An 18,079-nucleotide genomic window follows, 5' to 3' on the forward strand; every position below is an offset into this window, starting at 1 on the left:
AGGAAATCGCTCGGAGCGGAGCATCTGCGCAGGGAGCGAATAAAAGATGAGGAAAGAAAAGAACTTCGGTGGTCGGCGAGTCACTCGCCGCGCAGCACTGCCAGGGCGTCCTGCAGGCCGCTCGGGTCGACCGTGACGCCCGCCAGTTCGAGACCCATCTGCACGCCGGAGAGGGTTCCGGCGAGCGTCAGATCGTTGAAGTCGCCCAGGTGCCCGATCCGGAATACCCGCCCGGCGAGCTTGCCCAGGCCGGTGCCCAGCGACATGTCGAAGCGTTCGAGGATGATGCGGCGCACCTTGTCGGCATCGTGCGCGCCGCCGACCAGGACGGCGGTCAGGGCACTGGAGTATTCGCGCGGATCGGCGCACAGAACTTCGAGGCCCCAGCCACGCACCGCCGCGCGGGTGGCCATCGCATGCCGGTCGTGGCGCGCGAAAACGTTTGCCAGACCTTCTTCTTCGAGCATGAGGCAGGCTTCACGCAGGCCGTAGAGCAGGTTGGTGGCGGGCGTGTAAGGGAAGAAACCGTGCTCGTTGGCGTCGAGGATCGCCGACCATTCGAAATAGGAGCGCGGGAGCTTGGCCGTGCGGGAGGCGGTCAGCGCCTTCTCGCTGATGGCGTTGAAGCCCAGGCCCGGCGGGAGCATCAAACCCTTCTGCGAGCACCCCACGGTCACATCGACACCCCACTCCTCGTGCCGATAGTCGATCGATCCCAGCGAGGAGATGGTGTCGACGAACAGCAGGGCGGGATGCTCGGCCACGTCGATGGCCGCCCGGATCTCCGGAATCCGGCTGGTCACGCCGGTGGAGGTCTCGTTGTGCACCACCATGACCGCCGAAATGCGGTGCGCGGTATCGGCGCTGAGGTGTTCGGCCACCGCCGCCGGGTCCGCGCCGTGCCGCCAATCGCCGGGCACGAACTCCACCTCCAAGCCCAGGCGCTGCGCCATCTCCCGCCATAGCGTGGCGAAATGCCCTGTCTCGAAGGCGAGTACGCGATCACCAGGCGACAGCGTGTTCACCAGCGCCGCCTCCCAGGCCGCGGTGCCCGACGACGGGTAGATGACGACCGGCCCGCTGGTGCCGAACACCGGCTCCAGCCGTTGCAGCAGATCCTTTGTCAGATCCGCGAAGTCGGGTCCGCGGTGATCCATGGTCGGTTGCGCGATGGCCCGCAGGATTCGATCCGGGACATTCGTCGGGCCGGGAATCTGCAGGAAATGCCGTCCGCTGTGGGCTGTCATAGCTGGAACTTCCGTCCTGTGCCGTGATATGGCACACTGTGCCGTGAAAAGGTGCAGCAAGGGTAGGGATGCGCCACGAAGGAGTCAATACCTTGCGAAATGTCTTGAATACCTTGCGAGTTCTGGAGGAAGTGGCTGCTCGCCAGCCCATCGGCGTCGGCGAACTGGCCCGCGTCCTCGACCTCCCCAAGAGCACGGTGCAACGCGCCCTCGTCACCCTCGACACGGCAGGCTGGATCCGCCCCGCCGCCGGCGAGGTGACCCGCTGGGTCATCACCACGAAAGCCCTTGCGGTGGGCGGCAGTGCGGGCGGCGACCTCGGCCTGCGCGGCACCGCCCTCCCGGTCCTGGAGGACCTGCGCCGCCTCACCGGCGAAACCGTCCACCTCACCATCCCCGAGAACGGCAAGATGGTCCTGATCGAACGACTGGAGACCGACAAGCCCGTCCGAACCAGCATGGCCCTCGGCCACGCCCTCCCCTACCACGCCTCCGCCAACGGCAAGGCCGTCCTCGCCCACACCCCACCCGAAACCCTCCGCCACCTCCTGCGCGACGATCTCCCCCGCTACACCGACACCACCATCACCGACCCCGAAGCCCTCCGCACCGAACTGAATCTCGTTCGCGCCCAAGGCTTCGCCGTCAACCGCGGCGAATGGCGCTCCGACGTCGGCGCGGTTGCAGCGGTCGTCCTCGACCCCGACGGTGCCCCCATCGCCAGCCTCAGCGTCAACCTCCCCATCGGCCGCCTCACCCCGGAAACCGAACCCGAATTCGGCTTGGCCGTGAACGCCGCCGCGAAAACCCTCTCCGCACGTCTGGGGTAACCGGCAGCTTTACCATCAGCGAATGGTGAACGTGTGGCCGATGACCGGCCGCGCCGCAGAGCTCGACAGAATCGGCCAGGCGGTAGAGGCAAGATCCGATTCGGCGGGCATCCTGCTCACCGGGCCACCCGGCGTGGGCAAGAGCCGCTTGGCCCGAGAAGCCTTGGCGGCACTGCCATCTCGGTACACAATTCGAACCGCAGTCGCCTCGGCCTCGGAGGTCGGGTCGATCCCAATGCGGCACAACAACTCTGGAATCTGACCCGTGGCAACGTCCTGTACCTGCGGCACCCTCGTCGATCAAGAACTCGACGCGGGGCGATTGGCGCAACGGGACGAGCTGTGGAGCTGATCGGACGGCCCCGCCGTCTCGGGCACCCTGCGCGAACGGATCGAAACCCGAATGGGCACGTTGTCGACGGAACTACACGAGGTGGTGGACGTCCTCGCCGTCGGCGAACCCCTCGACCTCGAACTGCTGGCATGACTCGTGGAGGAGGATGCGCTCGAAAGAGGCGATGAGCCGGGGCCAGCGTCATCGTGGCCTACATCGACCTCATCACCGCGGCGCAAACCGGGCAGACCGAGGAGGCGTTGCGACAGCTGGCCAATTTCGAGGCCGTCGCGAATCCCGTCGGGCTCTTCGAATCCCAGGCGAACCTGGCGCGTGCGTGGGTGGCCGCGAACCAAGGCGTCACCACGGAGGCCATCCCCCTCGCTCGCCTCGCGGCGGCCCAGGCCGCCACCATCGGTGCACACGGTTTGGATCAGACCCAGCAATGAGTCTGAATACCGTTGTGCAACATAGTAATTCACTTCCGTGTGGGTGAAGTTATTGATAAAATTAGCACATGGGTTCGATTGGAGTGACATTCGACAACTGCGGCATCGCCGGACTGGCGGCCGCGGTGGACTCCCTGACGGAAACCCTCGCTCACGCTTCGCTGGACCAGTTCGCCGACGCCGATGTGGTGGCGTTGATGCAGCAGCTGGAGACCTGCAAGCGCAAGCTGTCGGCGTTGGATTCGAAGCTGATCGTCGAGGCGTCGGATCGCTCGCTGCCCGAGACTTCCGGTGCGGGCAAGCTGATCCCGTTCCTGCGCCACACCCTCGGACTCTCGGCACATGATGCGTCGGTGCGGGTGAAGATCACCCGCGAGTGCGGGGAGTTCACCGAACCGACGGGACACCTGCGCCCCGCCGCACTCTCGGCGACCGCCGAAGCATTCGAGGCGGGCGAGATCTCGCGTGATCATGCCCGCAATATCGTCGACATCGTCAAGCACCTGCCCGCCGACATCCCTGCTGAAGCACGCGCGGAGGCCGAGGCCTTGTTGGTCGAGAAGTCGTGTGCAGGTTTGTTTCCCGATGACCTGCCCAAGATTGGGCGCGAGATCATGGCCCGCGTCGACCCGGATGGCACCGTCTTCAACGACGCCGACCGTCGCCGTCGCCGCGGCATTGTGCTGGGCCGTCCCGGCGTGGACGGCATGAGCTGGATCGAAGGCTGGCTCACCCCGGAACTGCGCGCTCTGCTCGACGCGTTCCTCGCGAAGTTCGCGCGCCCCGGCATGTGCAACCCGGACGACGCCGAGAGCCCGACCGCAACTACGCCGGTCATCGACACCGACGTGCTCGAGGCTGCCGCGCGTCGTGACCGTCGCGACGCCGGACAGCGCGTGCACGACGCGTTCGCCGCAATGCTGCAGCCGGGTGTGGATTTCGCCAAGCTGGGCACCCACCGTGGTCTGCCCGTGGGTGTGCTGTTCACGATCGATGTCGCGGATATGGAGCGCGGCACCGGGATCGCCACCACCGCCACCGGCGGGCACGTCTCCATCAACGAAGCCTTGAAGATGGCCGCCGGAACCAAGCCCTACATCGCCGTCCTCGACACCGACGGCACCCCACTGTTCCTCGGACGCGGCCCCCGCCTCGCCACCCCCGGCCAACGCATCGCTTTGGTTGCCCGCGACAAAGGCTGCACCCACCCCGATTGCGATGCGCCACCGAGCATGTGCGCGGTACACCACGTCAATGACTGGGCCAACAACGGACCCACCGACCTCACCAACCTGACCTTGGTGTGCGATCACCACCACGCGCTCGTCAACGACAGCCCCCAGGGCTGGAAAACCGTGATGCTCGGCAAAGATTCACCCCATCGCGGCCGCGTGGGTTGGATCGCGCCCACAGTGATTGATCCCTCGGGCACGGTGCGCGTCAACGACAAACATCACGTCGGGCCGCTGGTCGCCACTAGCATCGCCGCACGCTGCCGGGAGTGGGGTCCCCGCGCGGCCTGACCCGGACCGCTCGTGTATCCCGGGCGTGCGCAGAGCAAACGACGAAGTGGGGGCACGCCGCCTGCCCTACCGGACCTGGGCTGACGCCAAGCCGGGAGCCGCACCCGCCGATCCCAGCCCACGGACCACACGCATCACCTTCAACGACAAACCAAAACAACACAACAACGACAAAAGACCCCCAAACCGGCCTCCCTCCCCCACCACCCCACCCTCCTCACCGTCGAGTGGCACATCCTGGAGGGCTGTGGGCGATTTGTCCTCCAGGATGTGCCACTCGACGAAGNATCTTTTGGCTCTTTGTCTTTGGCTACGCCGGCCGGTAACGCTCGACGAACCGTCGCAAGATCTCCTGCGGCACGGTGATGTTCTCCCGGTGGCCGAGCTCGGTGAGTAGATCGGCCTCGTTGGGATCGAAATAGCCTTCGTGGCGGTAGATTTCGATCCGAAGCGCCAGTCCGTGTCCGTCGAGTTCGGGATGGAACTGGGTTGCGTAGACGTGTTCACCGACGCGGACACCCTGCACGGGGCAAGCGGCTGAGCGGGCGAGGAGAACAGCACCCGGCGGGACGTCCTGACAGGATTCCTTGTGGCCTACGAATGCCCGAAATGACTCCGGAAGCCCGTGCATCAGAGGGTCTTTCGCGGCATTCTCGGTGAGCTCTATGGTCGTCGCGCCAGCTGTCTCGCCGTACCGCTCGGTGCTGACAACCCCGCCCAACGCCTCGGCCAGCATGCTCAGTCCGTAGCACGCTCCGAGGTAGGGATAGTCTCGCCGCACGATCTCGATGAGCAGCTTCTTGAGCTCCGGCTCGAACACTCGCTGATAGTCGTACTTCTTGGCCTCGGGATAGCTGACATTGCTCGGTCCGCCGCCGACGATGACGGCCCAGTGGTCGTCGAGGTCGACGTCCGGCATGCCGTGATTCATCTCGACACGGGTCACCTCTGCGGCGGATAGCCCGCCCGCGTCGAGGATCGCCTGATACTCCTGATCGGAGGCCGCTTGCTCGGGTCGCAGCTGCAACAGCAGACAAGACTGGGGCATCCCCACATTGTCGATGCTCCGCCTGCCCGGGTTGACATCAATCGAGGGATTGACCTCGAGCCCACTCGAGGTTGCAAGCTGAATCCATGACTCGACCGGCAGAAGTATGGAACACCGTCTATGACGAAGACACCGCCCCCTGGGTGATCGGCGAACCGCAACCGGCGATCGTGGCGCTCGAACGCGCCGGCGAGATCCGCGGCCGCGTCCTCGAACCCGGCTGTGGTGCGGGCGAGCACACCATCTTGTTGACCGCACTCGGCTACGACGTCCTCGGCGTCGACTTCTCCCCCAGCGCAATCGATTACGCCCGCGCGAACGCCGAATCCCATGATGTCCCCAACGTCCGCTTCCAGGTTGCCGACGCCCTGACCCTCGGCGACGACGCCGACTTCACCGCAGCCTTCGACACCGTCGTCGACAGCGCCCTGTTCCACGTCTTCGGCACCGTGCCGGAAGCCCGCGCCGCCTACGTCCGCAGCCTGCACGCGGTGTGCAAGCCGGGCGGCATCGTGCACGTGCTCGCCCTCTCGGACGTCGAACCCGGCTTCGGGCCCCGTATCAGCGACTCGGTGATCAGGGAATCCTTCAGCGACGGTTGGGAATTGGAGAGTCTGGAACCCACCCGCTACCGCGGCCGCGTCACCTCGGTTGTCGCTGATCAGGCCGCCGCTCTCGACGTGTCCGAGACCGGCCTGGTCGATGTCGCGGCTTGGATGGCACGCATCCGGAGGCTCTGATAGAGTGCGGCTACCTCATCAGTAATATTTTCGAAAAGACAAAGTACCTGTAACCGCCGGTTACAGGTACTTTTGTTTTCAGCCCCGGCGCACCCGATCGCTCACCAGGGCGCGTAGCGTCGGATCCTCGTTCCCGACGTGCAACGCCCGAATCCGCTGCACCGCAACCGCATCCGTCCCGGTGGTGCGCTCGCTGAGCCGCTCGTGTTCCACCCACGACGGGCTGATGAACGTCTCGACATGCTTGCCCGGATCGATCGGATCGGAGTACATCGCCCAGTGCATGGCACCGTCACGGCGGCGTGACCGGCGCAGGTCCGGGATGGCCGCATGGAACTCCGGCAGGCTCTCGCCCGGGATGCGGTACTCGACGGTGAGCATGATCGGCCCGTCATCGGGGGCCAACGTGATCGGTACATACGGTTCGAGCACATGTGCCGACTGGACATCGACCAGTTCGGCCGCCGAGAGCCGGAACCAGATTCCGAGCACCGTCTGCGCCGCGAGCGCGAGACCGGCCGCTGTGAGCGCCACCGGTAGCCCCGCACCGCTGGCCACCGCACCCCATCCTGCGGCGCTGATGGCGAACCCGAGCTGGAACACCAACTGGAACACCGCCAGGCCACGTCCGCGAATCCAGCTGGGCAGCACCGATTGTGCGCCGATATTCAGCGTCGACATGACACCCATCCCCGCCATTCCAGCCATGAACAGCACCGGCAACGCGGGCGGAAAAGCGGTCAACTGGGCAAGAATTATCAGGCAGGCCGCGTAGACCAGGCTGAAGACCAGCGCGATGCGATCGGGCGAGAAGCGTTTGCGGACCCGTGGCAGCGCGAGCGCACCACACACCCCGCCGACCCCGAGCACTCCCAGCAGCAGGCCGTAGGTCGAGGCCGTCTGATGCAAACGGACGCGGGTGACCACGGCCAGCAGCGACGGCAACGCGGCGTAGCAGAACACGAACCCCGCAGCACGGATCAGCACGGCACGCAATTCCGGCGCATTGGCGACATAGCGCAGACCCGTGCGTATCGCGGTGGTCAAATGCTCGGGCGGAAGGTTGCTCGCTGTGGGTTCGCGTCGCCAGATGTACACCACCGCAAGCACTCCCAGGAATGACGCAGCATTCAGCAGAAAAACGCCCCCGGATCCGACCGCCGCCACCAGCACACCCCCGATGGCCGGACCGATCGCCTGGGAGGCCGTCATTGCCACCGAGTTGAGGCTGATCGCCGCCGGCAACTCCGACGTCGGCACCAGTTCCGGCGTGATCGAGCTGAAGGCGGGCATCCCCAGCGTCGCGCCGATGCCCAGCAGCAAGGTCCCTGTCAGCAGCAGTGCGGGATTCACGGTGTGCGCCAACGTGAGTGCGCCGAGCAGCACGGCCACCACGAGCTGCCACGCCTGCGTGAACAGAATCAGCCGCCGCCGATCCAGGATGTCGGCCAGCGCACCCGCGGGCAGGGCCAGCACGAAGCTGGGCAATGCGCTGGCCGTGGACAGGAGAGCCACCAGTGCCGCGGACCCGGTCAGCGTTGTCATCAGCCACGACGCGCTGACCAGATGCATCCACGATCCGATGTTGGACGCGATCGACGCGATCCACAATGCGCGAAAGGTATTGATGCGCAAGGGTGTCCACGGAGATGTGGCCGCGGCAGAGGGCGTACTCATTCGTGAGAGCGTACGGGCCTGCCCTGTCATCGGCGCGCTCGTTCGCGAGGAGCCGAAACACCTGCGCCGATCATGGAATTGCCTCAAATCCGCACAGAGATCAGGACCGGGCGCGCAGTATTGATTGTCTTGCTGCGCCGGGTGGGGACCGGTCGGGTTCTCGCCGCCGAGCGCAGCCGGTTCGGTTTCCCGAGGACAGGATCGCAGCATCATGGCGATACGCACCCGACTCACCCCCGACCAGCGCAACTCGTTCATCGCCGCGCAGCTCGGCTGGACGATGGACGCCTTCGACTACTTCCTCGTGGTGTTCGTCTACGCGGACATCGCCAAGAGCTTCCATATGCAGAAGAGCGAGGTCGCCTTCATCACGACCGCCACCCTGATCATGCGACCCGTGGGCGCGCTGATCTTCGGGTTGTGGGCCGACCGGATCGGAAGGCGCATCCCACTGATGGTGGACGTCGCGCTCTACTCGGTCGTCGGCTTCATGTGCGCGTTCGCGCCGAACTTCACCGTGCTGGTGATCCTGCGCATGATCTACGGCATCGGCATGGGCGGTGAATGGGGGTTGGGCGCGGCGCTGGCCATGGAGAAGATCCCCGCCGAACGCCGCGGATTCTTCTCCGGACTGCTGCAGGAGGGCTACTCCTTCGGGTATTTGCTCGCCTCCCTCGCTTCACTACTGGTCAGCAACTGGCTCGGCCTGTCGTGGCGCTGGCTGTTCGCGCTGTCGATCATCCCGGCACTGATCATCCTGATTCTGCGGGCGCGCGTGCGCGAGTCGGAGGTCTGGGAATCCACCCGGGAGCGGCTGCGCTCGACGCGAACCTCGTTCCGCGACATCATCACCAATCCCGCGATCGTCCGTCGGTTCATCTATCTGGTGATCCTCATGACCGCCTTCAACTGGATGAGCCACGGCACCCAGGACGTGTACCCGACGTTCCTGTCCGCCACCCAGCACGGCGGTGCGGGCCTGTCCACGGTCGCCGCGAAGTGGATCGCGGTCATCTACAACATCGGCGCGATCATCGGCGGTCTGGTCTTCGGCAGCCTCTCGCAGAAGTACGGCCGCCGCTACACGATCATCTTCTGTGCGCTGCTGGGCCTGCCGATCGTGCCGCTGTGGGCCTACTCCCACACCGCCGGCATGCTCTGCCTGGGGTCGTTCCTGATTCAGGTGGCCGTGCAGGGGGCGTGGGGTGTGATCCCTGCGCACCTCACCGAGATGTCGCCGGATGCGATTCGAGGCTTCTACCCGGGCGTCACCTATCAGCTCGGCAATCTGCTGGCCTCGCTCAACCTGCCGATCCAGGAGCGCCTGGCCGAATCGCACGGCTACCCCTTCGCGCTGGCGGTGACGGCGGTGCCGGTGTTCCTGGCCGTCGCCATCCTCACCTCGATCGGCAAGGAGGCCAAGGGAATTCGGTTCGGCAGTTCCGACAGCCCCACGACCGCACCGGTGACGTCGGGCTGACGTCCCGGTGCGAGCGGTGAAACCGCTTGTGTCGTGCGGCGATCCGGGGTCCTCAGTGATCCCGGTGCGCGACCAACTGGGCGAGGGCGGCCAGATCCATGGCGACGTCCTCGTCCGGTAGCGCCTCGAACGCCGCGTCCAACGCCGTCGAGGCACGATGCAGCGTGCACTGGCGGCCACCGGCCTGCTCGATCATGTCGGCCGCCCGCGCCGCGCGGGCCGCCGTCATGGGATGGCGGGACTGGTAGAGCCGGGCCAGATCCCGGCCCGCCGGGGTCTCGGATTCGAGTGCACACACCACCGGGAACGACTGTTTGCGGTGAATCAGGTCGCTGTGGGCCGGTTTTCCGGTGATCTCCGGATCGCCCCAGATGTCGATGAAATCGTCGACCAGCTGGAACACCAGGCCGAGTTCGGTACCGAAGGTGTGCATCGCGGACACCACCCGATGATCGGCCCCGGCGCACAACGCGCCCAGCGCGCAGGCGCAGCCCAGCAGCGCACCCGTCTTGCCCGCGGCCATGGTGAGGTACTCGTCGACACTGACGGTCGGCCGGGTTTCGAAGGCGCAGTCCTCGTATTGACCGCGGCACAGGGTCACCGTGGCCCGCGACAGGCGGATGACCGCCTCGGAGGCCACGCTTTCGGGCGCGCCGTCGCACAGCACGCCGAGCGCGAGGGCTTGCAGCGCATCACCGAGGAGCGTCGCATTGGTCTCGCCCCACACCCGCCACACCGTCGGGCGGCCGTGCCGGAACGGGTCGGTGTCCATGACATCGTCGTGCACCAGCGAGAAGTTGTGCAGCAGCTCGACCGCGGCCGCCGCATACACCGCCGTGGTGACGTCACCCCCGCACGCGGTCGCGGCGGCGAAGGTCAAGGCAGGTCGCAGCGCTTTGCCCTGCACACCCGTTATTTCCACACCGTCGGGATCACACCACCCGAAGTGGTACCCCGCCATCCGGTCCAGGGGGTCCGCCAGCGATCCGACGGCCGACCGCAGCACCGGTTCGATGGCGGATCTGGCCTCGGTCAGGCGGCGGCGGGCTCTTCGTTCGGTCGGGGCGTCGAGCGGTCGGGAGATGGATTCGGTGGCGCGGGCGCAGGTTTCGTCATGCCCGGCCAGGGCGGTCGCGACGGGGCGCGACAGCCCCCACCGCCGTCTGCCCTCGAGATGTTGTCCGACGGTGAATTTGATCGGTTTCGACGCTCGCATAATCGGCCCCGCTCTCTCGGACACGGATGCCACAGCCACCTGGTGGGAAGCTCGGCAGCCATGCTTAGAAGAAGCTCATAGTCCCATCACAACCCGAAACCTGGGGGTTGCCTGCGGATTCCAGTTCGGCAACGGCGCCGGGTTTCGTTTCTTCAGGTAAGAGGCAGTCCGTGCTCGAGCGCTTCCACGGGTGCGCTCATGTAGCGGGCCGCCTGATAGTGGTAATCGTGGTTGGCGCGCATGTAGACGGTGTAGTTCCGGGCGGTCGCCAGGATGTCCGCACGCTCGCGGCCGGTGATTCCGGCGTCGGTCAGTTCGGTCGGCAGGCGCTCGACGGCGTCGATCACGCGCCGCACACAGTCCGAGAGCATGCCGTTGACCAGTTGCTGGGCCTGAGCTCGGTTGTGCCCGTGATGGAATTGCGCGAGCAGAACCGAGTTGTAGAGGTACCCGGAGGCCTCGTCCGAGTCTACCGAGATCACGTCGTTGAACAGACCCATGTGCTCCACGGCGGCTTCGCGCAGCCCACGCATGGCGGGCAGGTTGCGGGCCGCGGCGGGCAGGTCGACGCCCTCGGCGCGTTCGCTGATATCCAGAAATACGTACAGTGCCACCCCGTTTCGCCGATGCGCGCGGTAGGTCTCGAGGTCGGGCAGATCGCCGGAGAGCCGTCCCACGCTTTCGGTGTAGTAGGTCCAGAGCCAGTCGCGGATCTCGCCGCGCACGCATTCCCGCCAGGCCGTCGAGCGGCCGGCGCACAGTCGCTTCCAGAGGTCGGCGAAGGCGACCGCCAGCACCCCGGAAGGTGTTGCGATACCGTCCAGTACGGCTTCGATGGCGGTGATCGCCGCCAAACACCGCCGGGGATCGGGGATTTCGATATCGAACTGATCATCCACCGTGAAAGCCCAGGCGGTGTACTGACTCAGCAAGGTCAGCTCCGCCGCGCCTGCGCGCGGGCACCACAGTGCGTACATCCGGTGTGGCCGGGTACGCTCCATGCGGCGGCGGGTGGGTTCGGTCGGGATCAGGTTGTAGGCCTGTAACCAGGACCAAACGCCCGCTTCGGCTTCGGATTCCGCGGGGTTGAGCCCCGCGGCATCGAACGGCATGAAGATGTCGAGTGCTTCCATACGAAACTACCTATCCCCCGGCCATCGTATCGGGGACATCGTAGCGATAACGGCATTTCGGACGGTTGCGCTCGCATCTGAAATCTCACTCATTAGGATTCTGCGGGCTGGTCGGTCGTCAATTCGGTAGTGGGACAAGCCGTTGCGCCCCGTCGAAGAGCGTGCGCTCGGCCACCCGGGTCGCCGCCAGCGCCGCCAGGGTGGTGGCTGCGAGCAGCATATACATGACCACGATCTGATAGCGGATGGCCGTGAGCGGATCCACCCCCGCCAGAATCAAACCCGTCATCGCCCCCGGCAGACTGATCAGACCGACCACCTTGGTCGAGTCGATGGCCGGGATCAGCGCGGTCCGCAATGCCGAGCGCTGATTCGGCAAGAACGCCTGATGCGCCGAAAGCCCCAGCGCCAGCCGCGCTTCCACCGCATCACGAGCCCGCCGCGCATCCTCCACCAGCCGCCGCAACGCGATCCCGGTCGACTGCATGGCCGACGACACGATCATCCCGCCCACCGGCACCACCACCCGCGCCTGCGTGGAAATAATGCCCAGCACGATCAACGACCCCAAGGTGATCGACGCCCCGAACGCCACCCCGATGGTCGCCGACCGCTGCGCATACGGCAGCCCCGCTCCTCGCCGCCCCGCCACCTGCCCGGCGATCACGACCATCAGCACCACCCACCCCAGCGCCCCCGGCAATCCGGTGTGCCGGAACAGGATCAGCAGAATAGCGCCCACGGCGATCAGTTGCACTCCCGCCCGTGCCGAGGCGATCAGCAGTTCCCGCGTCAAATGCAGTTGCTGCCGGTATGCGATCACTGCCGCCAACGCCACCAGAATCAGCGACGCGCCGACGCCGGTCCAGTCCGGAACCGAAAGCCCCTGTGTCATAGCTACTTCCCCGCTTCCGCACCCCGGGTGAGCCGTCCACCCGCCAATGTCCACACCTCATCCGACACCTCGGCCACGAACCCCGGATCATGGCTGACCAGCACCACGCTCCCGCCCGATCCGACATGTGCGCGGATCAACTCGCCGATCGCCACCGCCGACGCTCCGTCGAGCGCCGAGGTCGGCTCGTCCATCAGCAAAACCTCCGGCTCGACCGCCAGCGCCCGCGCCAGGCAAACCCGTTGCGCCTCACCACCGGACAGCTCACCGCAGCGCCGCACCGCAAATCCGTCCGGCAGCCCGACCACCGCGAGCAGCTCATCGACCCGCTCCGCGCTCACCGCCCGCCCCACTACGACTTCCTCGCCTACGGTGTCGGTGAGCAACACCGGCCGTTGCGGCACCAGCCCTACTCGCCGCCGCAACGCCAGCACATCCATTTCGGTGACCGGTGTCCCGTCGAACAGCACCCGCCCACTGTCGGGTTCCCCGAACCGATTCAACAGCCTCAGCAGAGTCGTCTTGCCCGCCCCGCTGGGCCCGACCACGGCGGTACACCGTGCAGTCGCGAAGGTGGCCTCGACGTCGCTGAGCACCGATGTCGCTCCGTGTCCGAGGCTCACTCGGTCCAAGACAATGCTGGGCACCGCCCCACCCTATGCGGACGCCGCGGGCATCCCACCGACCCGCCGCAGCCCTTCCGCGAGTTCGGCTCCCGTCGGGGCGTTCTCGGGATCGATCAGCGATTGCGCCGCGATCCCGATCAGCAGCGCCTGATAGAGCGCACCGACGGTCCGACCGGCCTCCGCATCCCCCTCCTCGGCTCCCTCGAACAGCCGGGCCAGCCCCGCCCGGGACTCGTCGTTCTGGGCGGCCAGTCGATTTCGCATCTCCGGATGCGCGAGCGCATCGAAGGTCGCCGCCCACACGCCGCGATTGCCGACGACGGATGTGCGAATCGCGTCCGAATGGGAGGCGAAGCGCCGCAAAGGATCCGGATCCCGGTCGTCCGCCTCGCCGAGGGCCCCGCCGAGTTCCTCGCCCCATTCCCTGGTCGCGTCGGCGAGGGCGGCGGTGAGCAGTGCCTCCTTGGATCCGAAGTGGTAGCCGATGGCCGCCATGCTCACGCCAGACGCGGTGGCGATATCGCGCACGGTGGTGCGCGCATAGCCCTTGTCGAACAGGCACTTCCGGGCTCCGGCGAGCAGATCCTCACGATTTCCCATGTCCAGCACTCTAGCGCATACGCCTGAGACGTATGTCTTGCGCATTTGCCCAACTCGGTCGTACCGTTGTGGACATGCAGCAGATGAGCTCCAAGACCGTCCTGATCTCCGGCGCGAGCATCGCGGGCCCGGCCCTCGCTTTCTGGTTGAAGCGCTACGGATTCGAGCCGACCGTCGTCGAGAAGTCCCCCACCCTGCGGCCCGGTGGGCAGGCCATCGATGTGCTCGGCACCGCCACCGAGGTGGTGCGCCGCATGGGGCTGCTGGAGCAGGTGCACGCTCGCAGCACCGGCAAGCGCGGCACCTCGTATGTGGACGGGAAGGGCAAGGTCCGCGCCAGCATTTCGAGCGAAGTATTCAACGGCGTCGGGGAGAACGGCGACACCGAGATTCAGCGCGGCGACCTGGCCGAGGTGCTCTACGAGGCGACTCGAGCGGACGTCGAGTACCTCTTCGGTGACTCGATCGCCGGGCTGGTCGAGGACGAGAACGGTGTGCACGTCACCTTCGAGCACTCCCCCGCCCGCACCTTCGACCTTGTCATCGGCGCGGACGGCGTCCACTCCCACACGCGGAAGCTGGTTTTCGGGCCCGAGGCGGAGTTCCTGCATCACATGGGCTACTACATCTCGATCTTCACGACCCCGAACCTGCTGCACCTGGATCACTGGGAGCAGGACTACAACAGCCCGGGCAAGATCGCCGGAAGTTACAGCGCGCGGAACAACACCGAGGCCAAGGCGATCTTCGCGTGGGCCTCGGAGCCGCTGGACTACGACTACCGCGACGCTGACGCTCAGCGCCGGATCCTGGCCGATGCCTTCGCTGGTGAGGGCTGGGAAGCGCCTCGACTGCTCGCGGCCCTGCCGGATGCTCCGGACTTCTACTTCGACGCGATGGCCCAGATTCGCATGGACTCCTGGTCGAAGGGGCGCGTCGCGCTGGTCGGGGACGCCGGATACTGTGCCTCCCCGCTCTCGGGGCAGGGCGCGGATCTGTCGCTGGTCGGCGCGTACGTGCTCGCGGGTGAATTGGCGGCGGCGGCAGGCGATCACACCGTGGCCTTCGCCCGGTACGAGTACGAGATGCGGCCGATGGTCGACGCCTGTCAGCAGTTCGCAAGAGGCGTCGGCGGGTGGTACGCCCCGAACAGCAAGGCCATGATCGCCTTCCGGAATCTGAATGTGCGCCTGCTGCCGTACCTGCCGTGGCGGGGCCTGATCGGCGGTGCACCGCAGAAAGTGGCACGCACTATTGCCGCCAAGGACTACCGAATCGACGGCCGGGTCGCGTGACCTGGACAGACCCCGTTTTCGGGGTCCGGTGCTGACGAACCGGTCCGAACGAGATCTATTGCATCCCCATAGTTTTCGGAAACGGCAAGATCAAAGCCTGCTGCGCTGTACGGTGGCCCACCGTCCCAGAACAGTTATCGGCACGACTCGGAGGCACCATGCTTTCCCTGCAGGAGATTTCGGACCGCTTGGAAATCGAGGACCTCATGGTCCGGTATTCCCACGCCGTGGACACCCACCAATGGGAGTTGCTGGACGAGCTCTTCACCACCGACGCCCATATCGACTACACCGCGATGGGCGGGCCCGCCGGTGACGTGGAATCCACCAAGAAATTCCTCGCCACCGTGATGCCCAATTTCTCGGCGTTCCAGCACATGATCAGTAATTCCTCGATCCGGGTGGACGGCGACCACGCCACCGCGCGGACCATGTGCCACAACCCGATGCTGGTCACCTCCAGCGACGGCAGCCGCCGGCTGATGCTGTGTGGGCTGTGGTACCACGACACCTTCAAGCGGGTGGACGGCGAATGGCGCATCCAGCAGCGGGTGGAGGAGAAGAGCTACATGTTCATCGCGCCGGATGCCATACCGCCCACCAGCTGATCACTCCCCGTGCAGCAGCTCGATGAGCGGGGCCAGCTTGTCCATGTTGTGCTCGAGGACCGTGATGTAGTTGAAGCCGAAGCGTTCCCGACGCTCCCGGAGGGTGTCGGCCAGTTGCGCGGTGGTGCCGACCAGGATCACGGGCAGGTCCTCGATGTCACCGCCGAAGTCGAACGGCAGATGATCGGTCAGGTAGGCCGCCGCTGCCGCCCGCTCCGACGGCGCGGCAATGCCCTGCACCAGCAGATTGAATTCGACTGTCCCGGCCCGGTTCCCGAGTAGCCCGCGCACGTAGTCCGTCTTCTTCGCGGTGGTCGCCGCGTCGGCGAGGGTGAGCAGGCCGCTCTCGGCCGCACCCGCGCCGGTGAAGGCGACGATATCGGCGTGCTCGGCGGCCAGACGTAGCGCGCGTTCGCCCCATCCGGCGATCAGTAGCGGCGGCCCGCCCGGCTGGGCCGGTTGCGGCCGGTACTCCGGATCCACGAACAGGCGGCGCAATGTCGCGACCGTCTCCGCCAGATGTGTCACCCGGCTGCCCGCGGACGGGAACGGCATTCCGGCGGCGTCGAACTCGGCTTTCACATAGCCCGAGCCGAGTCCCAGCTCGAATCGTCCCCCGGTGAGCCGATCGAGTCCGGCGACGTCGCGGGCCAGCAGCACCGTGTTGTAGAAGGGTGTGTTCAACACGAACGTGGTCAGCCGTGGCCGCTCGGTAACGTCGGCGGCGAGCATGAGCGCCGGGAACGGTGCGGGGAGCCCCAGATGGTCGGGGACGGCGATGACGTCGTAGCCGAGCGCCTCGGCGCGACGGCATTTCTCGATCCATTCGGTGCGCGAGGACGGTGCCATGAGGTTCACGCCGAAGCGGAAAGGGAGGACCATGAGTTCTTGTCTACCAGTGGAATCCGGACCGTCGTAGGGCACGGAACCGGCGTGCGGCGAAGGCTGCGAACCCGCACGGAATGAATTAACGCACGGACTGCGGCGAATGCGGCCCGCGCGACGGAACCGCGCGCCATCATGGGATATCGCTCGGTCCGGACGCACCGCGAGGAGTTTGCGCCATGACGAAGCTGCCCGCCCCGGCGCATCAGCGTGCGGAGTTGGAGAAGGCATGGGCGCGCTGGACTTCCGGCTCCCGACCGGCTCCCGCGAACGCCGAGGTGGTGTTGCGGCACGAGGTGGTGGAGTCCTGGGAGCGGTCGCTGCGCACGGTCGATCCGGCCCGCGCCGTCGCCCCCGCCACCGACCGTGACGAATTGGGTTCGCGCTGGGCCGAATCGCCGCTGCGCACCCCGATCACCGAGATGGCGGGTGAACTGCGGGCGCTGGCCGAGGACTCGGGCATGGTCGCGGTGGTCACGGACGACACCGGGACGGTGCTGTTCAGCTGTGGCGACCGGTCGGTCCGGCGGCGGGCGGAATCGGTCAACCTCGCCCCGGGCGGCTGCTGGGACGAACCGTACATGGGCACCAGCGGCGTGGCACTGTCACTGCACAGCGGTCGACCCACCTCGGTCTGGGCCGCAGAGCATCTCGTCGAGGCGCTGCACGGCTGGGTCTGCTACTGCGCGCCCATCCGGGCCGCCGACGGCCGCCAGTTGGGCGTGCTGGATCTATCGACGTACTGGGATCGCTCACACCCCCTCATCCTCACGACGGTCCGAGCCCTGGTGACTGCCATCGAAGCCCGAGTGCACTTCGAACAATCCCGCCCGTCGAGTAATACCCGGCTGGAATCGCTGGGTGTGCCACGGCTGTACAAGGCGGGCAAACAGGTCTCGATGCGCCCGCGCCAGATCGAGATCCTGACGCTGCTGGCGCTCGAGCCGGAGGGTTTCACCCCGGAACGCCTGCACGAGGCCATCTATGGCGAGCGGTCGGTGTCCTCGAGCACCCTCAAGGCCGATGTCTCGCGCCTGCGCGCCGCCACGGACGGCCAAATCGCCGACCGCCGCTACATGCTCACCGAACCCCTCGCCTGCGATGCCGCCGAACTGCTGGCCGCGCTCGAGGCGGGCGATCTGACCACCGCCGTGCGCCTGTATCGCGGTCCGCTGCTGCCGGATTCGGATGTCCCGGGCATCGTGCAGTGGCGCGAGCAACTCGACGTCTGCCTGCGCACCGCCGTGCTGGCCGACCGCAACCCCGAGCATGCGCTGCGCTTCGGCCAGCGCTGCCCCGACGATATCGAGATTCACGAGCACGCCCTGCGCCTGCTGCCGCACGGCGACAGCCGCCGAGCCCTGGCGACGGGCCGTCTGCACACCGCGTTGCACGCGTAAGGTCAACGCACCGGATCTGGCTGGATTGTCCTGTCCTACAGCCGAATCGGCAGGCAGTGACTCAGCAACGTTTCGCCAACCGGACGCCAACCT

The 18,079-nt window shown here is 66.5% G+C and carries 18 protein-coding genes; 9 read left to right on the top strand and 9 right to left on the bottom strand.

Annotation, left to right across the window (positions count from 1 at the left end):
* Positions 1-80 precede the first annotated feature (80 nt).
* Positions 81-1,247: a pyridoxal-phosphate-dependent aminotransferase family protein gene (locus tag ACYVN4_RS25510; RefSeq protein WP_460724518.1), complete on the bottom strand. Its 1,167-nt coding sequence runs from the start codon at positions 1,245-1,247 to the stop codon at positions 81-83.
* Positions 1,248-1,339: 92 nt separating this feature from the next.
* On the opposite strand from ACYVN4_RS25510, the gene ACYVN4_RS25515 reads away from it, so the two are divergent.
* The 4 genes from ACYVN4_RS25515 (at position 1,340) to ACYVN4_RS25530 (ending at position 4,383) form a co-directional block, all read left to right on the top strand.
* Positions 1,340-2,077: an IclR family transcriptional regulator gene (locus ACYVN4_RS25515; protein ID WP_460724519.1), complete on the top strand. Its 738-nt coding sequence runs from the start codon at positions 1,340-1,342 to the stop codon at positions 2,075-2,077.
* Between the two features lie 40 nt (positions 2,078-2,117).
* Complete coding sequence (locus ACYVN4_RS25520; RefSeq protein WP_460724683.1) at positions 2,118-2,339, top strand: ATP-binding protein; 222 nt, start codon at positions 2,118-2,120, stop codon at positions 2,337-2,339.
* 278 nt (positions 2,340-2,617) lie between these two features.
* Positions 2,618-2,860 carry a hypothetical protein gene (locus ACYVN4_RS25525; RefSeq protein ID WP_460724520.1) on the top strand — a complete coding sequence of 81 codons (243 nt, stop codon included), beginning with the start codon at positions 2,618-2,620 and terminating at the stop codon, positions 2,858-2,860.
* A gap of 68 nt (positions 2,861-2,928) precedes the next feature.
* Positions 2,929-4,383 carry an HNH endonuclease signature motif containing protein gene (locus tag ACYVN4_RS25530; protein ID WP_460724521.1) on the top strand — a complete coding sequence of 485 codons (1,455 nt, stop codon included), beginning with the start codon at positions 2,929-2,931 and terminating at the stop codon, positions 4,381-4,383.
* 310 nt (positions 4,384-4,693) lie between these two features.
* On the opposite strand, the gene ACYVN4_RS25535 is transcribed toward ACYVN4_RS25530, so the two are convergent.
* On the bottom strand, positions 4,694-5,431 hold the full coding sequence (locus ACYVN4_RS25535; RefSeq protein WP_460724522.1) for a glutamine amidotransferase: 738 nt from the start codon (positions 5,429-5,431) through the stop codon (positions 4,694-4,696).
* 86 nt (positions 5,432-5,517) lie between these two features.
* On the opposite strand from ACYVN4_RS25535, the gene ACYVN4_RS25540 reads away from it, so the two are divergent.
* Positions 5,518-6,171 carry a class I SAM-dependent methyltransferase gene (locus tag ACYVN4_RS25540; RefSeq protein ID WP_460724523.1) on the top strand — a complete coding sequence of 218 codons (654 nt, stop codon included), beginning with the start codon at positions 5,518-5,520 and terminating at the stop codon, positions 6,169-6,171.
* 78 nt (positions 6,172-6,249) lie between these two features.
* Here ACYVN4_RS25540 and ACYVN4_RS25545 read toward each other — a convergent pair whose 3' ends face one another.
* A complete protein-coding gene (locus ACYVN4_RS25545) occupies positions 6,250-7,848 on the bottom strand; it encodes an MFS transporter (RefSeq protein WP_460724524.1) in 1,599 nt (532 codons plus the stop codon).
* Between the two features lie 211 nt (positions 7,849-8,059).
* On the opposite strand from ACYVN4_RS25545, the gene ACYVN4_RS25550 reads away from it, so the two are divergent.
* Complete coding sequence (locus tag ACYVN4_RS25550) at positions 8,060-9,328, top strand: MFS transporter (protein ID WP_460724525.1); 1,269 nt, start codon at positions 8,060-8,062, stop codon at positions 9,326-9,328.
* Between the two features lie 52 nt (positions 9,329-9,380).
* Here the strand turns inward: ACYVN4_RS25550 and ACYVN4_RS25555 are convergent, their stop codons facing one another.
* From ACYVN4_RS25555 to ACYVN4_RS25575, 5 genes are all read right to left on the bottom strand, one after another.
* Positions 9,381-10,544: a polyprenyl synthetase family protein gene (locus ACYVN4_RS25555; protein WP_460724526.1), complete on the bottom strand. Its 1,164-nt coding sequence runs from the start codon at positions 10,542-10,544 to the stop codon at positions 9,381-9,383.
* A gap of 152 nt (positions 10,545-10,696) precedes the next feature.
* Complete coding sequence (locus ACYVN4_RS25560) at positions 10,697-11,677, bottom strand: terpene synthase family protein (protein ID WP_460724527.1); 981 nt, start codon at positions 11,675-11,677, stop codon at positions 10,697-10,699.
* 118 nt (positions 11,678-11,795) lie between these two features.
* The gene (locus ACYVN4_RS25565; RefSeq protein WP_460724528.1) at positions 11,796-12,572 is read right to left on the bottom strand and encodes an ABC transporter permease; all 777 of its coding nucleotides are present in this window, start codon (positions 12,570-12,572) and stop codon (positions 11,796-11,798) included.
* A gap of 2 nt (positions 12,573-12,574) precedes the next feature.
* Positions 12,575-13,219, bottom strand: coding sequence for an ABC transporter ATP-binding protein (locus ACYVN4_RS25570; RefSeq protein ID WP_460724529.1), 645 nt, complete (start codon positions 13,217-13,219; stop codon positions 12,575-12,577).
* 9 nt (positions 13,220-13,228) lie between these two features.
* Positions 13,229-13,798 (bottom strand): TetR/AcrR family transcriptional regulator, encoded by a 570-nt coding sequence (locus ACYVN4_RS25575; RefSeq protein ID WP_460724530.1) that lies wholly within the window; start codon positions 13,796-13,798, stop codon positions 13,229-13,231.
* A 74-nt stretch (positions 13,799-13,872) separates the two neighbouring features.
* On the opposite strand from ACYVN4_RS25575, the gene ACYVN4_RS25580 reads away from it, so the two are divergent.
* Positions 13,873-15,093, top strand: a complete 1,221-nt coding sequence (locus ACYVN4_RS25580) for an FAD-dependent monooxygenase (protein ID WP_460724531.1) — start codon at positions 13,873-13,875, stop codon at positions 15,091-15,093.
* Between the two features lie 158 nt (positions 15,094-15,251).
* On the top strand, positions 15,252-15,701 hold the full coding sequence (locus ACYVN4_RS25585) for a nuclear transport factor 2 family protein (protein ID WP_460724532.1): 450 nt from the start codon (positions 15,252-15,254) through the stop codon (positions 15,699-15,701).
* Here the strand turns inward: ACYVN4_RS25585 and ACYVN4_RS25590 are convergent, their stop codons facing one another.
* Positions 15,702-16,583, bottom strand: coding sequence for a TIGR03621 family F420-dependent LLM class oxidoreductase (locus ACYVN4_RS25590; protein WP_460724533.1), 882 nt, complete (start codon positions 16,581-16,583; stop codon positions 15,702-15,704).
* 182 nt (positions 16,584-16,765) lie between these two features.
* On the opposite strand from ACYVN4_RS25590, the gene ACYVN4_RS25595 reads away from it, so the two are divergent.
* Positions 16,766-17,986 carry a transcriptional regulator gene (locus ACYVN4_RS25595; protein ID WP_460724534.1) on the top strand — a complete coding sequence of 407 codons (1,221 nt, stop codon included), beginning with the start codon at positions 16,766-16,768 and terminating at the stop codon, positions 17,984-17,986.
* The last annotated feature ends 93 nt before the right edge of the window (positions 17,987-18,079 follow it).

The sequence above is a fragment of the Nocardia heshunensis genome, assembly GCF_054782115.1.

Bases quoted from the DNA above. Each gene is read 5' to 3' on its own strand.
- ACYVN4_RS25510 (WP_460724518.1), bottom strand. From the start codon at position 1,247: ATGACAGCCCACAGCGGACGGCATTTCCTGCAGATTCCCGGCCCGACG.
- ACYVN4_RS25520 (WP_460724683.1), top strand. From the start codon at position 2,118: ATGACCGGCCGCGCCGCAGAGCTCGACAGAATCGGCCAGGCGGTAGAG.
- ACYVN4_RS25530 (WP_460724521.1), top strand. From the start codon at position 2,929: ATGGGTTCGATTGGAGTGACATTCGACAACTGCGGCATCGCCGGACTG.
- ACYVN4_RS25535 (WP_460724522.1), bottom strand. From the start codon at position 5,431: ATGCCCCAGTCTTGTCTGCTGTTGCAGCTGCGACCCGAGCAAGCGGCC.
- ACYVN4_RS25540 (WP_460724523.1), top strand. From the start codon at position 5,518: ATGACTCGACCGGCAGAAGTATGGAACACCGTCTATGACGAAGACACC.
- ACYVN4_RS25545 (WP_460724524.1), bottom strand. From the start codon at position 7,848: ATGAGTACGCCCTCTGCCGCGGCCACATCTCCGTGGACACCCTTGCGC.
- ACYVN4_RS25550 (WP_460724525.1), top strand. From the start codon at position 8,060: ATGGCGATACGCACCCGACTCACCCCCGACCAGCGCAACTCGTTCATC.
- ACYVN4_RS25555 (WP_460724526.1), bottom strand. From the start codon at position 10,544: ATGCGAGCGTCGAAACCGATCAAATTCACCGTCGGACAACATCTCGAG.
- ACYVN4_RS25560 (WP_460724527.1), bottom strand. From the start codon at position 11,677: ATGGAAGCACTCGACATCTTCATGCCGTTCGATGCCGCGGGGCTCAAC.
- ACYVN4_RS25565 (WP_460724528.1), bottom strand. From the start codon at position 12,572: ATGACACAGGGGCTTTCGGTTCCGGACTGGACCGGCGTCGGCGCGTCG.
- ACYVN4_RS25575 (WP_460724530.1), bottom strand. From the start codon at position 13,798: ATGGGAAATCGTGAGGATCTGCTCGCCGGAGCCCGGAAGTGCCTGTTC.
- ACYVN4_RS25580 (WP_460724531.1), top strand. From the start codon at position 13,873: ATGCAGCAGATGAGCTCCAAGACCGTCCTGATCTCCGGCGCGAGCATC.
- ACYVN4_RS25585 (WP_460724532.1), top strand. From the start codon at position 15,252: ATGCTTTCCCTGCAGGAGATTTCGGACCGCTTGGAAATCGAGGACCTC.
- ACYVN4_RS25590 (WP_460724533.1), bottom strand. From the start codon at position 16,583: ATGGTCCTCCCTTTCCGCTTCGGCGTGAACCTCATGGCACCGTCCTCG.
- ACYVN4_RS25595 (WP_460724534.1), top strand. From the start codon at position 16,766: ATGACGAAGCTGCCCGCCCCGGCGCATCAGCGTGCGGAGTTGGAGAAG.